Origin of the sequence: Rhodococcus sp. 06-221-2, assembly GCF_002258365.1 — a bacterium.
GTDB lineage: Bacteria > Actinomycetota > Actinomycetes > Mycobacteriales > Mycobacteriaceae > Rhodococcoides > Rhodococcoides fascians.
Genome location: NZ_NOYJ01000030.1, coordinates 468,576 through 485,551, shown reverse-complemented (window position 1 = coordinate 485,551; position 16,976 = coordinate 468,576). Strand labels below are relative to the sequence as shown.

The following is a 16,976-nucleotide window of genomic DNA, read 5'->3' as shown; positions in this document are numbered from 1 at the left end:
CTGTCAGCTATCCCGGAAGCGCTGAGCCCAGATCCCGGACTTTCCGGGCTGGAGGATACCGTTCGGGTCCAGCGCGTCCTTGATCGTCTCGTTCAGCCGCATGAGTGCGTTGTCGTTGAAGTCCAAGGTCGACGCAACCTGATCCATATGGTGAAGGCTTGTGCGGTAGATCGGGTAGCCGCGCTCGCTCATCACCGACACCATGCGTGTGTAGTTGTCGTACACCCGCTGGGTCTGCTCGGCGTTCGTCGAGTCGAAGAACATCGTGCTGATGTGGATCACCGACCGCGGTGACAGCATCAGCCCGGAGAAGAACTGCTCGCCCGTTTCCTGGTAGAGCGAGCGCATCAGTTGCGAGGTCTGGACCACGTCTTTTCCGCGTAGTGGACCGACGGGTGAGAAATCCAGGTGCGCGGTCGTCTTGCCGTACATCGTCTCGAAGAGGGCGAGGATGTCCATGTCGGGTATTCCCGCCATGACGCGGTCTTCGTGCCCGGAGTGGGTGGTGCGGTCGGTTCCGGCGTAGTCACGGCGTCTGAGCGTCGCCGTTGGAATGGTGCCGAGGGTGCGCTCGACGCTGATCCAGTGGGCGTCGACGGCTTCGGACGTGCCGTACAGGGCGAACCGCGCCAACCAGCGGGAGGCGTCGGGATCGAAGGACGGGTTGCCGTCCTCGTCGAGTCGGACCCCGCGCATGATCGTCGGATAGTTGGTGACCGTGTTGCCGAGCATGAGCTCGCGCATCCCGTCGGCGACCGCTTCGAGGGCGTCGTCGCCGCTGAACTCGACCCAGCACGAGGCATAGGTCTCGGGACGTCGCTGCAGCCAGAAGCCCATCTTCGTGATGATGCCGAGGCCGGACGAGTGAAACAGTCCCTGCAGCTGCGGGCCGAAGGGGTGGCGGTAGACGTGCGCGGCCTCGCTGTTCGGCATGGCCCACATGCCGGTGCGGACCAACTCTCCGTTCGGGAGGACGATCTCCATGCCGCAGACGTTCTCGGCGTGATCGCCGTACTGGGTGTAGCCGCGGCCGTACTCGGTGCAGTTGCCGATGACACTGCCCCAACCAAGGTCGGGAATGGACGTCCACAGCCGCCCGCCTGCTTCCTCGAGAGCGTCGTACAGGTCGAACCAGCGCACGCCGGGCTCGACGACGACGAACGCGAGGTCCTCATCGATCTCGAGGACCTTGTTCATTTCACGGAGGTTGACGACAACCGAACCCTTCACTCGCGGCGCCGGGCCGCCGTAGGTGTTGTTGCGGCCCTGGCTGAAAGTCCACAGCGGGACTCGAAACTCGTTTGCGATGCGGACGATCGCCTGGACGTCCTCGGTCGATGCCGGGGAGACGACCGCGGACGCATCCCAGTCGGAGGATCCGCGGGCGATGTACGGATCCCGGAACTCCTCGATCGTGGCGGTGTCGGTGCGAACGCGGTCGGTGCCGATCACCGCCGCGATGTGGGTCAATGCCTGTTCGATGTCGCCGAGGTCGACGGGTGGTGTGGACAAAGTAGTCATGCGTTCAGCGTCGGTGACGCGCACCACAGGTCGCATCCATGAGATGACCAGTGGTGCAGTCAGTGGTCCCCGTCACCGGTGATCTCACCGATGCGACGGCGTCGTCACGCGGACGAGTGTTGCCGAGCATGAAGTCATTGACAGGCAAAGTGGCGGTCGTCAGCGGTGCGGCCAGCGGAATAGGACGTGCGATCGTCGATCGCTTGGCGATTGAGGGTATGAAGGTCGTTTTGGCTGACGTCGAATCCGGAGCTTTGGACGCGGCCGTCGCCGAAGTCCGGGCCACCGGGGCGGACGCTATCGGGGTACGCACCGACGTCAGTAAGGTCGACGACATCGAAGCGCTGGCGCATCGAACAGTCGAGGAATTCGGTGGTGTACACCTCCTCTGTAATATCGCCGGCGTCGAAGGCGGAGCGCCGTTCGGCGAGATCTCCCGCCGTACCTGGGAGTGGGTCATGGGCGTCAACTTCTGGGGCACACTCGACGCCTGCCGTATCTTCTTGCCGCTCCTTGCGGACCAGGACGAGGCGCACATCGTCAACTGCGCATCGATGGCGGGATTCGCCACCGGACTGCCCACGTTCCACCCGTACGTTTCGTCGAAGTTCGCCGTCGTCGGGATGACCGAGAATCTCGAGGTCGAGCTGCGAACTTCCACCGCCCCACACGTGGGCGTCTCACTCCTGTCTCCCGGTCTGGTCAAGACGAACATGAACAGGTCGGAGCGGAACCGGCCGACCGACGTACCGGCGACCGATACCCAGGATCTCCGGAGGCAGGTGCATGCGAACATAGAAGAGCAGACTGAGAAGTTCGGAGTGACCCCGGACCATGTCGCCGACCTCGTCGTAGAGGGCGTGAAAGAACGTCGGTTCCATATCCTTACCCACCCCGGTCCGACCATCGATGCGTTCCGTAGCCGATTGAATTGGATGGAGAACGGCGTGCCGCCTATCTCTCCTGCAGAATCTCAGCAGGCGGCGTCCTCAACGCAGCAGTGATCGACCAAGACGTCCCTCGACCGTCGCTCCTACCCGAACGACGAACGTCGGGACCGTGTCGGTTCATGGGAATCGTGAACGTGACACCGGACTCCTTCTCCGACGGCGGTATTCACGCAGATCCGGACAATGCCGTGGCGCGAGCGCTCCGATTGGTTGCTGACGGAGCGCATGTCGTCGACATAGGCGGTGAATCGACCCGGCCAGGCGCATGCAGGATCGATGCAACCGAAGAGTTGCGCAGGGTCCTTCCAGTAGTGGAGACGCTCGCACGTGCTGGTGTCACGGTCAGCATCGACACGATGCGGGCTCGAACGGCGGCGGCGGCACTCGAGGCGGGTGCCCAGATGGTCAACGACGTCAGCGGGGGATTGGCGGATCCTGACATGGGTCGCGTCATCGCCGACTCGGGAACCCAATACGTCGTAATGCACTGGCGGGCGTTCAGCACTGATATGGCGTACCACTGTTCGTACGATGACGTGACCGCCGACGTCCGCCGTGAGCTGGCCGTACGTGTCGACAGCCTTCTGTCTCGAGGTGTCGATGCAGGGCAGCTAATCCTCGATCCAGGCCTGGGGTTCGCGAAACGACCTGAGCACAATTGGCAGCTTCTCGCCAGGCTCGACCGGATCGTCTCTCTGGGATTCCCGGTTCTCGTCGGTGCCTCCAGAAAGTCTTTCCTCGGCGAGTTGACACGAACTGCGGAGGGCGTGACACCGCCGGAAGAGCGGGACTCGCTCACGGCGACAGTCACGGCCTTCTCGGTCGCCGCGGGAGCCTCGTGGGTTCGGGTGCACGACGTGTCGGCCAGCCGGAATGCTGCTTTGGTAGCGCACGCTTTGTCGGATGCATATCGCGTTACCGGCGGTGGGTGACGACTGTTGCGCACGACGTCGAAGGCGTCGATGCGGCTGTTACGATCCCCCGGGATCTCGGTCTGCAGGAACACGCGTACACAACCCGCTATCGGCAGGGGATCTCAGGCTACTTCTGCCACAGTCGACAATCGAGATCAAGTGAAGCTGTAGCTCTCCGGCGCGGTTGGGTCACCGCCGATGTAGTTGCCGCTGAGGGGATACGGAGCAATCGGGCGGGTCATTACGACTTCGTCCGTACGAGGGTGGGCGCGAACAGCCGACAGAATGTCAGGTGCATCACCGCCTTCGACCCACGCGACGAGCGCCTGCATGCCGGCAGCGAGACTGAGTCCAGGTCCGTCGCCGTACAGGGTGGCATGGACGTCACCTGGGCAAAGATAGAGTCGAAAGTGCTCATCGGTCACCCCACCTCCGAGGTTTTCGCGGATGGCGTCGTAAAAGTTGACTGTCCCTTGGGCCGGAATCATCTCGTCGGCAGTTCCGTGACTGATGATCAACTTTCTACCGAGGGCGACAAATTCGCTGTAGTCGGGATCACTGGCGTCATAGGCAGCGAACTCGCGCACACTTCGCGCGAAGAGTTCCTCGTACTGCTCGAAGGTAAGGGTCGTCCAGTCCCAACTAGGATCACGCAGAATCCAGCTGCCAATCCAGTCGGTTGCAATGAGGAATGGAATTGGAGTGAGGACACCGTTGATCGACGCGGTATTTGCCAAACCGAGCGACAACGGCCCGCCGCCGGCACATTCCGAGTCGATGGGCGGTCCGTACCATAGCCAATCGCCCTGCAGTGTCCGCGGGCCCTCCCAGATGCGGTTCATCACTTCCGCATCGCGCTCCGTGATCGGGCCCGCGACGGTAGAGGAGCCGACTAACAGCCGGGCATCCCAGGACGGAAAATCGCTTCTTGCGATGGTTCCGTCAACAAGACCGTTCTGGGCATCGTGAGCGTTGATCGCCGCATGTCGGAAGGCTTCCATCTTGGCCAAAGGCACGGGGTTGGACAATTCTTTCATGACTAGAGGTGGCCACATCTGTGCCATGTGCAGTCTGGTCCAGTTGATCGCGGGGCAATCAGCCCAGTATCCATCGAAGTCTTCTGGGTGTTCTCGTGCCTGCACGAGCGTCTGTCGCCCGCCACCCGAAGCGCCCATCATGTACGCATACTGCGGCGGTGAGCCGTAGATTCGCTCCACAAGACGTTTGCCGACGACTGCCATTTCATGGGTACTCCGCACGTGCCAGTTGTCGGCGAGGTCGACATCGATCTCGCCGGTGTCGATGTTCAAGCCCCAAGCCGCAAATCTCTCGTCCCGATTGGCGCCATCAGTGCAAGCCACGGCGTACCCGTTGCGGATGCCGTCGCGGAGCGTCGGACTCGTCATAGCCTCTGATGCCAACCACTGTGGCAGCGTCCGGTTGCCTCCACCGCCTATCCCAAGAAACCGCTGGTTCCAGTCCAGGGGGCACCACAAGTACACGTGTGCTTCGTGGCCCTGCTCGCTTGTAATCGAAACACGCACGTCTACGAAGTCGGGGAGGTCGGTGACAAATCCCTGCAGCGAGTCGAACACCCCGCTGGTGTTCACATTCACCGACGTGACGGCGACATTGCCGAGATCGGTAATAGATGCATTGAGGGCTTCGATCTCGAGATTGCGCGCGTCACCCAGCGTGTGGCGGGGTTCGTCGTGGTTGACCCAACGGCGAAGGTCTGCGCGCATGTTTCCGGCGGACAAAGGCATGGGAACTCCAATGGTTCGGCACTCGATTGCGACTGCGACCGGCGTGGAACCGGCTGGAAGCGTTGATGATCGACTGCTACTACATCAGATCGAACGTTGAAACGACACCCTACAAAGCACGCCAAGCGGCTGATTCCACCCGCCGATCGGCGGACCGGACTGATGCTGAGCGAGGAGGTCTCTTATCAATTCCGTGCAGGAGCATCCTGCGCGCAACCAGCGCAAGGTGCAGTCGGAGCTTTCCCTCGCCCGTGTTGACTGCCCATCCGAGTCGGCCCTCCAAGATTGCAAGACGTGACTGTATTGTCGAGTGGTGCGTGAATAGAATCGACGCCACCGCACGAAGGCTCGAATTCTGAACAATTGCGTCGAGCGTCCTTGCTGCATAGGGGATTTCTTTACATAGACTCACGACGGCTTTGACATCGTGACTGTCTAGCAGTCCCTCGATCTGAGAAAGTTGGGAGAGAATAGCGACGTCACTATACCGCACTACCGTCGCTCCTGGGTCGAAATCGCTTCCTTCCGATGCGAGAGAAAGTGCTCCCAAAGCGGTTTTCCATGACTCTGCGAAATGTAAGGCCTGCAGGCGAATGCCAATTCCAGTTCGCAGGGTTCCGAAGCGCTTGATGCTTTGCGAAGAATCAGGATGGCAATTGTCCGTGTCTAGTCCGGCGCTCAATTGAAGACCGACCGTAGGGCCGGGTTGGGCTATTGCGAAGCATTCGGACGCTGGGTCTATCCCCAATCGCTTCAGTAATCGCTCAGCGAGTCCAAGATCTTGTGTGGTCGCCAATGTGGCGAGAAGATCGCCATACGTCTCTGAATCGTCAGCAGCTTTCCGTGCGCTGAGTTCGTGAACGAGTTGTGCTGACGAATGGAGAATTACCGCCTCGGCGAGGGTTATCGGACCCATTCGCTCCAACCAGATACTGTCGTCGCCGCCCGCAGCGATTCGCTCAGCCGGCCACTGCTTATGGGGCGGTACCGTGACGTGCGACAATGCTCCGGTCTGGTCGGATCGGAGATACACACCTTCTTCGAGGGCAATTCGAGCTGGATGTCCTGAGTGCTGCGCCATCGCAATCACAATGTCCGTCTCATCCCATCTGTTCCGCTCTCTGATATGTTGCAGGGAGGCAACGATTGTCAGGGCGCTCTCGCCCGAATTGTCGAATCGGGCTAGTTCCCGGAGCACTCTTTCCATTTGCCCATGCTATGCGACGTCTCTAGAAGAGACCCCAGGTCTGCGGTGACCACCACAAAATCGAAGGCCGCGAGTCCCGCTAGTAACTCGAGAACCATCCATGGGGTCGGTGTGCCGGTCAGACGAGGGGCGACACAATCGGTGCCCAGCTCAAAGTGCTGTATCGGTGTCGGGTTGGGCGATCGGGGTCGTCAGTCTGCGAGTGGCTTCCAGTAGATTTTGCCGGAAGATGTTGCGAGAGAGGGTTGCTTTTTCGGATGCGGTCGTAGTGTCTGCGTGGATTGACAGTGGTCGCACGCTATCCCATGCAGATGCCAGTCCGTACAACAAGATCGAGAGCGAGGCCGTGTCGAATGTGGCGTCGACCCGGCCGTCCTTCTGTGCTTGGAGCAGTGGTGTGGTCCAGCCCAGGTAATCGTCGTTCTCGGTGCCGTTGCGGACGGGCCTTTCCAGCCGCTTCCATGCCGCGAGACGCATGACTGTCGGGTTCTCGGTGATGTAGTCGAATAGTCGCCCGACGAATCCGACAACGTCGTCTGCGTCGAACGACACGGTCGCCAACACATCGGTGTGTCTTTTCGCGAGTACGGCATCGAAAAGCCCGGTCTTGTCGCCAAAGTAGGCGTAGATGGCTTGCTTGTTGGCAGCCCCGGCGTCGGCGATCCGAGCTACTCGCGCGCCCGCTAGTCCGTACTGCGCGAACTCTTCTTCGGCGGCGTCCAACAATCGACGCTTCGTCGCTGCTGAATCTCGTTCCATGGCAGAACTGTAGATTAAGCCTTCGGCCCTCCGGCCACTGGCTGCTGGGAGCTCGTGGGCGGCTCACAGGTGTTTGCAGAAGAACTCCGCAAGTCGGTCGGCGACTGGGGTGACGTACCGGTCCACGTCGTAGAGGTCGATGTGGCTCGCACCGTCGATCAGTGCAAGCTCCCTGGGTTCGCCGGCGGCTGCGTAGGCACGCTCGTTCTGATCGCGACTCGCTGATTCCGTTCCGACAACCAGGAGCAGCGGGCGGGGAGCGATCAGGTGGATGACATCGAGTGCATTGAAGGTCATCTGGCGTTCGAGCGACCACGCGAGAACCTTGTTCTCCCAACGAGGATGGCCACCGCGGGTGTCGTCGAAGTAGTAGTTGGGTGATTCCGTGAACACCTCTGGGGTGTGCGGCGAGTCAGCGGGAAGGATAACGGGTCCGTACTGAGCTGGCTCGCCGCGTGAGAACGACTGCCGCGCTGCAGAACTGGCGTCGAGCATTGCCTGGGTGATGGACCGGTCGCCTCCGGACATTTCCTCGAAGGACGCCCTGTTGTTCGTCATTCCACTGACGGTGGCCACTGCTTTGATTCGGCGATCGGTGGCGGCAGCGTACGGCGCGTACCCCCCGCCGCCGCAGATTCCCATCGCACCGATTCTGTCTCTACTCACCTCTGACTGGTTGCCCAGGAAACTGACCGCGTTCTTGATGTCTTCGGTCTTTGCGTACGGGTTCTCGTCGAAGCGGGGAGAGCCTTCGCTCTCCCCGTACGTACGGTGGTCGAACGCCAGGGCGACGAGGCCGCGGCGATGCAGTTCGTCGGCGTAGCGACCCGACGTTTGTTCCTTGATTCCGCTACCTGGAGATACGACTACGACCGAAGGTCGCTGTTCGCCTGCCTGCAGGTCCTCGGGGATGTAGAGGTGGCCCACCAGAACCGCTCCGTCGCTGTGGAATTCCACGCTCTTCTTCATATTCTCTCCTCTTGTGTGAACAAGTCCCATGTCGAGGACCTGCGTCTGCGGCGGGACAGATTGTTGTCCGGCGTTCCGCTGAGGCCGACTGTACCCAGATTTCGAGACTGTGCAACCAAACGGTTGGATGGATGAGTTAGTCGCTGGTCTTCGGAAGGCGCATTGGGCCGGAAGCTCGACCGCTTACGGCAACCGATTGCCGTGGTTCCTCGTCGCATCCGACCGTGTCCAGCCCTCTTTCAGCAGTTTGCGACTGGTGCGGGAAGGGCAAGGTCGCGTTCAGCGAATGGTGGACGTGGCTCTTCAAACGTGTGGATCGCCGTGCAGAAGGCCAAGAGTCCGGCAACGAATAGAAACTGACTCTTCTGCGTTCAGCGGTTTTGCGGGATCTACGCGAAACCGGCTCAGCGAGGTGCGCTGTCCGTATCAGCGGTGGTGGTGCGCATCGACGCGGTTCTGATCGTTGGGTGGCCAGCGTTGACCTCGACCAGGCTTTGGTCCGAGCGCTCAGGCAGTGTCAGTGCGGCCCATCCGCTAGCTGCCGCAACGATTACCAGAAAAAGTGCGACGGGCCATGTGTTGGTGGCTCCTCCGGCTGCGGCGAGCAAAAAGGTGGCAATCAGCGGCGAAAATCCGGAGCCGACGGTCTGAGCGAGCTGGTAGCTGGTCGACACCCCGGTGTAACGCGATTCGGTGGAGAACAGCTCGGTGAGCATTACGGGCGCTACGCCTGTGACCGCGGGCATCACGAAACCGAGGTAGATCGCCAACGTGATCACCATCGTCGCTGTGTTTCCGGAGTTGACGAAGTGAAAAATGGGAAAGGCCAAGATTGCGGTTGCTGCGATGCCAGGGATGGCGACAGGTCGACGTCCGATCCGAGATTGCGGCGTATACCGGGGTCATGAAGATGCTCAACAGGGTGCCCAGCAAAGTTGCCGACAGAGCCGCGGCGCGTGTGTATCCAACCGACGGGGCGTAAGCAATGATGAAGATTCCGAATATACCCAGCCCGCAGTAGGGGCCAATTTGAAACAGAACGGACTTGAACAGCATGACAGGCTCGGAGCGAACGTGTGCCAGAATCGGCGTTCCCTCGGCGGGAGTGCCCGCTGTTGCCCGGCTATTCAAGAACACAGGGCTTTCCGTTATGCGTGCCCTGAAGTACATGCCCAGCGCAAGTAAAGCGAAACTGAGCAGGAATGGCACGCGCCATCCCCAGCCGAGCATCTGGTCCTCAGGTAACGACGCGACCCACAGCATGGCTCCTGTGGCAATCACCGCTCCAGTGGGAGCACCCATTGCAGCTGCGCTGCTAGCCTAGGCCCCGCTTTTCGGTGCTTGCGTGCTCGGACACCATAAGTACCGCCCCGCCGTACTCCCCGCCGACCGCAAAACCCTGAATTAGGCGCAATTAGACTAGTAAAAGTGGTGCCACAGAACCGACTTGGTTGTAAGTGGGCAGCAGGCCTATCAGGCCACTCGTAAGTCCCATTGCGATCATGGTCACTAGCATCACGTTCTTGCGACCCGCTCGGTCCCCGAAGTGGCCGAAGACCATAGCGCCGACGAATCGTGCGGCGTATCCAGCTGCCAAAGTCGAGAGGGCGACGAGAGTGCCTACAACCGGGCTTAGATTCGCGAAGAACACTTTGTTGAACACAAGCGCGGCGGCGGTGCCGTAGAGAAGGAAGTCGTAGTACTCGATGGTCGTGCCGAGATAGCTCGACAACGCGACGCGACGAACGTCGGCCCGCGACCGGTTCGGCTCGATAGTGCTCACGGCGGTCCTCTCTGAGGAGGCGATATCTGTGTCGCGGTGTCGCGACAGAAGGGTGATCAGCCTCACATTGGGTGTGGGGGACAACGTACGCCACATGCAATATTGAATGCAATAGGCACCTGGCAATGGTTGGTCCGTAACGATTTCGCACGTCAGAGGCTATTGCATTCAATTGTGCATGAAGGCTATGGTTCAGGTCACAAGTCCAGCGCGAGCGGCCGGACTCCAGCGAGAGCGAGATCAAATCATGGTTGCCACCTCCGTCGACCGCGCACCGTCACTTGGAGAACCGGAGATCGAACGCTTCTCTGCTGCCACGGTGCACGAGGCCGCCGGCCGAACTGGGGCGCTTCCCGCCAGGATCCGCCCGGTCTATTCGACCGCTGAGGTCTACGGGCCCGCGTTCCCGGTGTTGTGTCCAGTGGGAGACAACTTGTGGTTGCACCGCGCCGTCGCCGAAGCATCTCCGGGTGACATTCTGGTGGTCCAGACAACCGCGGCCGACGACTACGGGTACTGGGGTGAGATTCTCAGCGAGGCGGCGCGCGCTCGTGGGCTGGGTGGATTGGTTCTGGACGGCGGAGTTCGAGACGTCGGCGCTCTGGAAATCGTCGGAGTGCCGGTCTTTTCTTCGACCGTCTGCCTCAACGGCACAGTGAAAGACCCCGAGGGTCCAGGTTGTCTGGGGGGCCCGATTCGTCTGGGCGAGATACGAATCGAACGTGGAGACGTTGTCGTCGGTGACATCGACGGTGTCGTGGTCATACCTCAGGATCGATGGCCCACTGTCGCGACCGCATCACAAGAGCGCGAGGCCAAAGAGGCCTCGATCATCGCCGAGATCCGATCGGGTGCGTCCACTCTCGATCTGTATTCACTGCCCCGCTGACCGAACTTGTTCGGCCCCTCCTATCCGGAGTCTCGAAGGCTACCGGGTACAAACACGAAAGAGGTTCACAATGAACGCATTCCGAACCCGACCCATTCCGAACGGAGTCGGACGATGAGTAAGGTCGTTGCCGTCGTCGGCACCTCCCACAGCCCTATGCTCGGCATGGAACCAGAGCGCATGTGGACCCTGCGAGCAGAGAACGACGCAGCAAATGATTACGAGCTGTTCGACCAGCAGGGCACTGCGCGCAGTTTCGAGGACTTGGTAGCCGCCGCGGGCGGCCGTTACGACGACGAACTTTCACTCGACTCATGGAACGCAAAGTACGAGGCAGCGTTGGGCTGCGTGGATCGACTCCGCGAAGACCTGATCCGTGTGGCCCCCGACCTGCTCATTGTCATCGGCGACGACCAAGAGGAGTTGTTCACGGCTCGCAATCAGCCTGCTATCGCGGTCTATCACGGTGAGAAGATCGAGACCCACAAGCCCGTCGAGATGGGCAATGCCCTGCTGAGCCAGGTGCAGCACAACCTGGGCATGGACGGCGAGATCTACCCCGGCCATCCGTCAGCGGCGTTGCACATCATCAGGGAATTGGTCTCCCGCGATTTCGATATCGCGACCAGCTCGGAAACGGAGACCGAGGGCGGCTTCGGCCACGCCTTCGCCTGGGTCGTCGGCAAGATGCTCAGGAACATCACGATTCCGATGGTGCCGGTTCTGATCAATACTTACTACCCGCCCAACCAGCCGACTCCTGGCCGCTGCTACGACCTCGGTCGTGCATTGGCTGCAGCGATCGATTCTCTGCCCGGCGATCTTCGAGTCGCCGTCGTCGCATCGGGCGGATTGAGCCATTTCGTGGTCAACGACGAACTCGACCGTCGCATCCTCGACGCCATGATCGACCACGACGAAGCTACTCTGCGCACTCTGCCTGTCGAGCAGCTCGACTCCGGAACCTCGGAGGTCCGCAATTGGATCGCCGCCGCCGGGGCCGGAAAAGACCTCGAGCATTGCTGGAGCGAATACATACCGGCATGGCGCAGTCCCGCCGGAACCGGGGTCGGGCTTGCGTTCGGGTTGTGGACGTGAGCACCGTGGGTCGGCTCGCCGCACTCGACACGTGCGCGGTCTCCGACGCACTCGACGCGCTCGGTTTGCCGGGGCCCGCGCTGGGACTGCATGCGGTGTCCGGTGATCGGAGGATCGCAGGTCGGGCCGTCACCGTCGATCTTGTCGAAGCAGACGGAATGAGCATCGCGCCGCGGCATCTGTGCACCGCCGCAGTCGATGCGTCCGGGCCGGAAAAGGTGATTGTGGTCGCTCATCATGGACGAACACACGTTGCGGGATGGGGCGGGGTGCTCTCTGCCGGTGCCGTCGCCCGCGGCAGCGAAGGGGTCATTGTCGACGGTGCGGTACGTGACCTTGACGAGGCCCGCCAATTCGGACTGACCTTGTACGCGTCCACGTCGGTACCAGTCACAGCGCGCAAGCGCATCATCGAACGGGCATGGGATGTGCCGGTCGACATCGCCGGCGTCCGAGTCGAGCCGGGCGACTATGTCCTCGCCGACGGCAGTGGAGTGGTGTTCGTTTCGCACGAGCGCGTCGAGGAGGTACTCCGCATTGCCGAAAGTATTGCAGACAAGGAAAGGCGGATGCTCGTCCGCGTCCGCAGCGGCGAACCGATGGCAACTGTGATGAGCGGCAACTACGAGACAATGCTCGATCGAGAGGTACTTCGATGACCGACCACACGCAGATCACCGAAGAACTGTCCACGCTCGACACGAGTCACCTCAGTGATGCGTTGGACAAGCTCGGCCTCAACGGCCAGTGCGCAGGACTGCTTCCCCTCGATCGCACTGTTCGACTCGTCGGGCGCGCGTTCACCGTTCGCTACGTACCGGTAGGGGACGACGGCGGAACGGTCGGCGATTACATCGACGACCTCGAACCAGGAACCGTAGTCGTTCTCGATAACGCAGGACGTCTCGACACCACAGTGTGGGGCGATCTACTGACTGCGACCGCATCCCACCGTGGAGTGTCGGGCACGGTCATCGATGGAGTCTGCCGCGACTCCGATTGCGCACTGGAGCTGAGCTATCCGGTCTTCAGTCGGTCGCGGTGGATGCGCACAGGCAAGGACCGGGTGCGGGTCGATGGATACAACCTGCCGGTAACTGTCGGCGGGGTCCGGGTCGAACAAGGGGACTGGCTCGTCGGCGACGCCGACGGAGTGGTGTCCATCCCGGTCGGGCGGGTCGGTGAAGTCATCGATCTCGCGTCCGGTATTCGCGATACCGAAGACACCATTCGAAGCGCCGTCCGATCGGGACAGTCGCTGACCGACGCCCGCCGCGCGCACGGATACCACACCCTGCAAACACGACAGAGAGGCTGACTGTAATGGTTCCCGAAGACATCGTCGACGTAGCAATTGTGGGTGGTGGACCTGCGGGACTGTCGGCCGCTATCCAGCTTGCCCAACTCGGCATAGACGCCGTTGTGTACGAAAGACGCGTCACCACTTCGCATCTTCCGCGCGCACACCTGCTCAATCAGCGAACAATGGAAATTTTCGAAGCGATGGGCGTCGCGGACGACGTGTATGAACTGTCACCGCCCGACGACCGCTGGCACCGCGTCGGTTGGTACACCTCGCTCGCCGGTGACCGCCCCGCGCAAGGCAAGGAAATCGGTCATATCGACGCATGGGGCGGGGGGCTCGACCGTGAGCGTTACGCCGCAGCCAGCCCCAACCGATATGCGAATGTTCCGCAGATGCGACTGGATCCGCTTCTGCGCAAACATGCGGACCTACACTGCCCCGGCAAGATTCATTACGGATACGAGGTTCGCGACCTCCGCCCACTCGACGGATACGTAGAACTCGACGTGCACGAGGCGGCCACCGACACCACAAGCACCGTCCGGGCTCGCTACGTCATCGGTGCCGACGGTGGACGCGTGTGTTCGACCCTCCTGGATGTTGCTATGGAAGGACCGACACAACTTCTCGACATGGTCAGCATGCACGTCACTGCGGACTTGTCCTCCTGGACTGTGGACGATCAGGTACTGCTTTACTACTTCATCGACCCGCACGGTAGGGGCTCGTTTCGAGGAAGCATGTGCGCGATGGGACCCGACACCTGGGGGACCGATTCGCGTGAGTGGGCATTCCATCAAGCATTCGCCTGGGGCGACCCGGCCGCGAAGGACACCGACACCCTCACCGCGCGTGCCCGGGACATGCTCGGCATCCCCGACCTGAAGTTCGATGTCCACGCCATCAGCCACTGGGAACTCGAAGGAGTGACCGCAGAGCGTTACCGCGTCGGCAACGTTTTTCTGGTGGGTAACGCAGCCCACCGCCATCCGCCCACCGGTGGACTCGGACTCAATACAGCCGTGCAAGACGTCGACAACCTGACCTGGAAGATTTACCAGGTACTTCGCGAAGAAGCCGGCGACGAATTCCTCGACTCCTATGACGCTGAACGTCGCCCCGTCGGCTTGTTCAACGTCCGCCATTCGCTCGAGAACGTCGGCGGCCATCGACGTGTCGCGGCAGCTATGGGTTTGGGCGCGGATACTTCGATCGAGGACGGATGGGCCGCCATAGACGCATGGTTGGCATTGGACGCTGAAGGAGACCGACTCCGTGCCGGAGTAGCCGACGCAGTGGCCTCGAACGCCGACGACTACGGACAGCTGAACGTCGAACTAGGATTCTTCTATGGCGAGGGTGCCGTGGTTCCCGACGGCAGCCCGCTACCGGTCTCGAACAACCCGCTGCGGGACTACGTCCCGACCACCAGACCAGGCCACCATCTTCCGCACGCGTGGATCAGTAAGGGCACCTTGCGCGCGTCGACTCTCGAACTGATCGATCGGCGCAAATTCACCCTGTTGGTGGATCCTCGGTATCTACCCACCTGGGCAGATGCGGTCGCCGAATACGATCTGCCGGTCGAGGTCATCGCCGTTGCAGGCGATCCCGGCGGTGGGCAGCCAGGCAGTTGGGCGAGGGTGCGCGAAATCGACGCCAGCGGTGCAATCCTCGTTCGTCCGGATCGACATGTCGCGTGGCGAACGATGACGATGCCGGCCGAACCTGGAGCTGAGCTGGCCGCGGCGCTGCGCACACTCTCACGCAGGCAAGGAGCACTCGCATGACCACCTCGATTTCGGTAACCGACACCGTCGCGTCCGCGCGCCGGCACTCGGTGGCAGACATCCTGCACCGCACAGCTCAGCGGGTACCTACCAAGACCGCGCTCATCGACGGCGATCGAACGATCGATTACCGGGAACTCGATAGAGTAGTCGATGCCGTGGCCGGGGCACTCCATGTTCGCGGCGTACACCGAGGTGACCGACTCGCGGTCCTCTCACGCAACAACTGGCAGTTCGTGGTTCTGAATTACGCCACCGCACGGCTGGGAGTAATCCTGGTACCCATCAACTTCATGCTCACGGCAAGCGAAATCGCGTACATCTTCGGCAACAGCGAGATCACTGCCCTGGTCACCGAACGTGAGTTCGTTCCTACGGCTGAGACAGCACTTACAATCGAGGGTCGACCGCTGACGGCGAAGGCCGTCGTCGGAGCCATCGGCGACGACACCGACTGGGAACAATTCTCGTCCTGGCTCAGCGGCGAAGACGCGGGTCCCGAAACCCTTGTAGGCGAGGACGATCCGATCCGGATTATGTACACATCGGGCACCGAGTCACGTCCCAAAGGCGCGATGTTGTCCAACCGCGCGCTGATAGCCGAGTACACCAGCTGCATCGTCGACGGCGGGATGGCGAGCGGGGACATCGACTTGCACACCTTGCCCTTCTATCACTGCGCGCAGCTCGACTGCTTTCTCGGCCCCGACATCTATCTCGGAGCTACGAGCGTCATCCTTCCCGGGCCCGATCCTGACAAGATCCTCGCGGCAATTGCGACTCACGGCGTCACCAAGTTCTTCGCTCCACCGACGGTCTGGATTTCGCTGCTGCAATCTCCGAACTTCGATCGGACGGACCTGTCGTCGCTGTGCAAGGGCTACTACGGCGCATCTCCGATGCCCGTCGAAGTGCTGCGCGAGATCCGCGAGCGCTTACCCCGGGTGAGGCTGTGGAATTTCTACGGGCAGACCGAACTAGCTCCGGTCGCAACGATCCTTGCACCGGAAGATCAAGAGAGTCACCCCGGCTCGGCCGGCCGGCCGGTACTCAACGTAGAGACCGTCGTCGTGGACGCGGACGACACCATCCTTCCGGTCGGAGAGGTCGGCGAGGTCGCTCACCGCAGCCCACAAGCAACCCTTGGATACTGGCGAGATCCGGTACGTACTGCAGAAGCGTTCCGCGGCGGGTGGTTTCACTCGGGCGATCTGGGCTACTTCGACACCGACGGCCGATTGACCATCGTCGACCGCAAGAAAGACATGATCAAGACCGGCGGGGAAAACGTCGCCAGCCGCGAAGTAGAAGAAGCAATCTACCTTCTCCCCGGTGTAGCAGAAGTTGCCGTCTTTGCCATCCCACACCTGAAATGGGTCGAAGCCGTCTGCGCGGTGGTCGTGGCCAAACCGGGAGCCATCCTCGACGAGGTGGCGGTGCGCTCGCACTGCTCGAAGCGATTGGCGGGCTACAAGATTCCCAAAAAAGTCGTCGTCGTCGACTCGTTGCCGAAGAACCCGAGCGGGAAAATTCTGAAACGCGACCTGCGCACTACATTCGCCGACCTCGCGACCAACGCCGTTCTCGCAACCAAGGAGCCTTAACGTATGTCACGACGTTCTATCGAAATTCCGGGACTCCACCACGGCAAAGCCCCCATCCCACAGGCCTCACTGGTAGGTCCATTGTTGGTCTCGAGTGGGATCAACGGACTCGACCCCGACAGCGGTACCGTTCCCGAGACTGTGGACGGTCAAGTGTCCCTAATCTTTTCGAATATTGGACGCATCCTGGAGGCGGCGGGCGGTGCGGTAGGCGATATCGCGAAACTCACGTTCTTCGTTCGAGACCGAGCGGCTCGTGCGGTCATCGACCCGCACTGGGTGGCCATGTTTCCCGATGCGGCCAGTCGCCCGGCACGCCACACACTCGAACAACCGCTTGCCGACCCTTTGCTCATCCAGTGCGAACTGATCGCATACGTCGCTGCGCTATGACGGGTGCACGACCGAGACCATCGAACC

General features: G+C 61.3%; 16 protein-coding genes. 9 read left to right on the top strand and 7 right to left on the bottom strand.

Annotation, left to right across the window (positions count from 1 at the left end; all coding sequences use genetic code 11):
* Positions 1 to 3 precede the first annotated feature (3 nt).
* A complete protein-coding gene (locus CH281_RS18440; RefSeq protein ID WP_179274225.1) occupies positions 4 to 1,521 on the bottom strand; it encodes an FAD-binding oxidoreductase in 1,518 nt (505 codons plus the stop codon).
* Between the two features lie 50 nt (positions 1,522 to 1,571).
* Here CH281_RS18440 and CH281_RS18435 point away from each other — a divergent pair, with 50 nt between their 5' ends.
* Positions 1,572 to 2,525, top strand: a complete 954-nt coding sequence (locus tag CH281_RS18435; protein ID WP_094695120.1) for an SDR family NAD(P)-dependent oxidoreductase — start codon at positions 1,572 to 1,574, stop codon at positions 2,523 to 2,525.
* Positions 2,526 to 2,590: 65 nt separating this feature from the next.
* On the top strand, positions 2,591 to 3,403 hold the full coding sequence (folP, locus tag CH281_RS18430; RefSeq protein WP_094695118.1) for a dihydropteroate synthase: 813 nt from the start codon (positions 2,591 to 2,593) through the stop codon (positions 3,401 to 3,403).
* 137 nt (positions 3,404 to 3,540) lie between these two features.
* Here folP and CH281_RS18425 read toward each other — a convergent pair whose 3' ends face one another.
* The 6 genes from CH281_RS18425 to CH281_RS18400 form a co-directional block, all read right to left on the bottom strand.
* Positions 3,541 to 5,151, bottom strand: coding sequence for a tannase/feruloyl esterase family alpha/beta hydrolase (locus CH281_RS18425; protein ID WP_094695115.1), 1,611 nt, complete (start codon positions 5,149 to 5,151; stop codon positions 3,541 to 3,543).
* A gap of 109 nt (positions 5,152 to 5,260) precedes the next feature.
* Positions 5,261 to 6,067: a helix-turn-helix domain-containing protein gene (locus tag CH281_RS27550; protein WP_371832025.1), complete on the bottom strand. Its 807-nt coding sequence runs from the start codon at positions 6,065 to 6,067 to the stop codon at positions 5,261 to 5,263.
* Positions 6,068 to 6,508: 441 nt separating this feature from the next.
* The gene (locus tag CH281_RS18415) at positions 6,509 to 7,117 is read right to left on the bottom strand and encodes a TetR/AcrR family transcriptional regulator (protein WP_094695111.1); all 609 of its coding nucleotides are present in this window, start codon (positions 7,115 to 7,117) and stop codon (positions 6,509 to 6,511) included.
* Positions 7,118 to 7,180: 63 nt separating this feature from the next.
* The gene (locus tag CH281_RS18410) at positions 7,181 to 8,086 is read right to left on the bottom strand and encodes an alpha/beta hydrolase (protein ID WP_094695109.1); all 906 of its coding nucleotides are present in this window, start codon (positions 8,084 to 8,086) and stop codon (positions 7,181 to 7,183) included.
* A 404-nt stretch (positions 8,087 to 8,490) separates the two neighbouring features.
* Positions 8,491 to 8,964: an MFS transporter gene (locus CH281_RS18405; RefSeq protein ID WP_143544828.1), complete on the bottom strand. Its 474-nt coding sequence runs from the start codon at positions 8,962 to 8,964 to the stop codon at positions 8,491 to 8,493.
* Between the two features lie 536 nt (positions 8,965 to 9,500).
* The gene (locus CH281_RS18400) at positions 9,501 to 9,869 is read right to left on the bottom strand and encodes an MHS family MFS transporter (RefSeq protein WP_143544827.1); all 369 of its coding nucleotides are present in this window, start codon (positions 9,867 to 9,869) and stop codon (positions 9,501 to 9,503) included.
* Positions 9,870 to 10,116: 247 nt separating this feature from the next.
* On the opposite strand from CH281_RS18400, the gene CH281_RS18395 reads away from it, so the two are divergent.
* The 7 genes from CH281_RS18395 to CH281_RS18365 all read left to right on the top strand — a co-directional run bounded on the left by CH281_RS18395 (position 10,117) and on the right by CH281_RS18365 (position 16,949).
* Positions 10,117 to 10,758 (top strand): 4-carboxy-4-hydroxy-2-oxoadipate aldolase/oxaloacetate decarboxylase, encoded by a 642-nt coding sequence (locus CH281_RS18395; RefSeq protein ID WP_094695103.1) that lies wholly within the window; start codon positions 10,117 to 10,119, stop codon positions 10,756 to 10,758.
* Positions 10,759 to 10,872: 114 nt separating this feature from the next.
* Positions 10,873 to 11,856 (top strand): hypothetical protein, encoded by a 984-nt coding sequence (locus CH281_RS18390; RefSeq protein ID WP_094695101.1) that lies wholly within the window; start codon positions 10,873 to 10,875, stop codon positions 11,854 to 11,856.
* Positions 11,853 to 12,515 carry a demethylmenaquinone methyltransferase gene (locus tag CH281_RS18385; RefSeq protein WP_205913059.1) on the top strand — a complete coding sequence of 221 codons (663 nt, stop codon included), beginning with the start codon at positions 11,853 to 11,855 and terminating at the stop codon, positions 12,513 to 12,515. The genes CH281_RS18390 and CH281_RS18385 overlap by 4 nt, the downstream gene beginning before the upstream one ends.
* Entirely contained in the window at positions 12,512 to 13,174 is a 663-nt protein-coding gene (locus CH281_RS18380) for an RraA family protein (RefSeq protein ID WP_094695097.1), read from the top strand. The genes CH281_RS18385 and CH281_RS18380 overlap by 4 nt, the downstream gene beginning before the upstream one ends.
* 5 nt (positions 13,175 to 13,179) lie before the next feature.
* Positions 13,180 to 14,952, top strand: a complete 1,773-nt coding sequence (locus CH281_RS18375) for an FAD-dependent monooxygenase (protein ID WP_094695095.1) — start codon at positions 13,180 to 13,182, stop codon at positions 14,950 to 14,952.
* Complete coding sequence (locus tag CH281_RS18370; RefSeq protein ID WP_094695093.1) at positions 14,949 to 16,556, top strand: fatty acyl-CoA synthetase; 1,608 nt, start codon at positions 14,949 to 14,951, stop codon at positions 16,554 to 16,556. The genes CH281_RS18375 and CH281_RS18370 overlap by 4 nt, the downstream gene beginning before the upstream one ends.
* A 3-nt stretch (positions 16,557 to 16,559) precedes the next feature.
* Positions 16,560 to 16,949 carry a RidA family protein gene (locus CH281_RS18365; RefSeq protein ID WP_094695091.1) on the top strand — a complete coding sequence of 130 codons (390 nt, stop codon included), beginning with the start codon at positions 16,560 to 16,562 and terminating at the stop codon, positions 16,947 to 16,949.
* Positions 16,950 to 16,976: the final 27 nt, after the last annotated feature.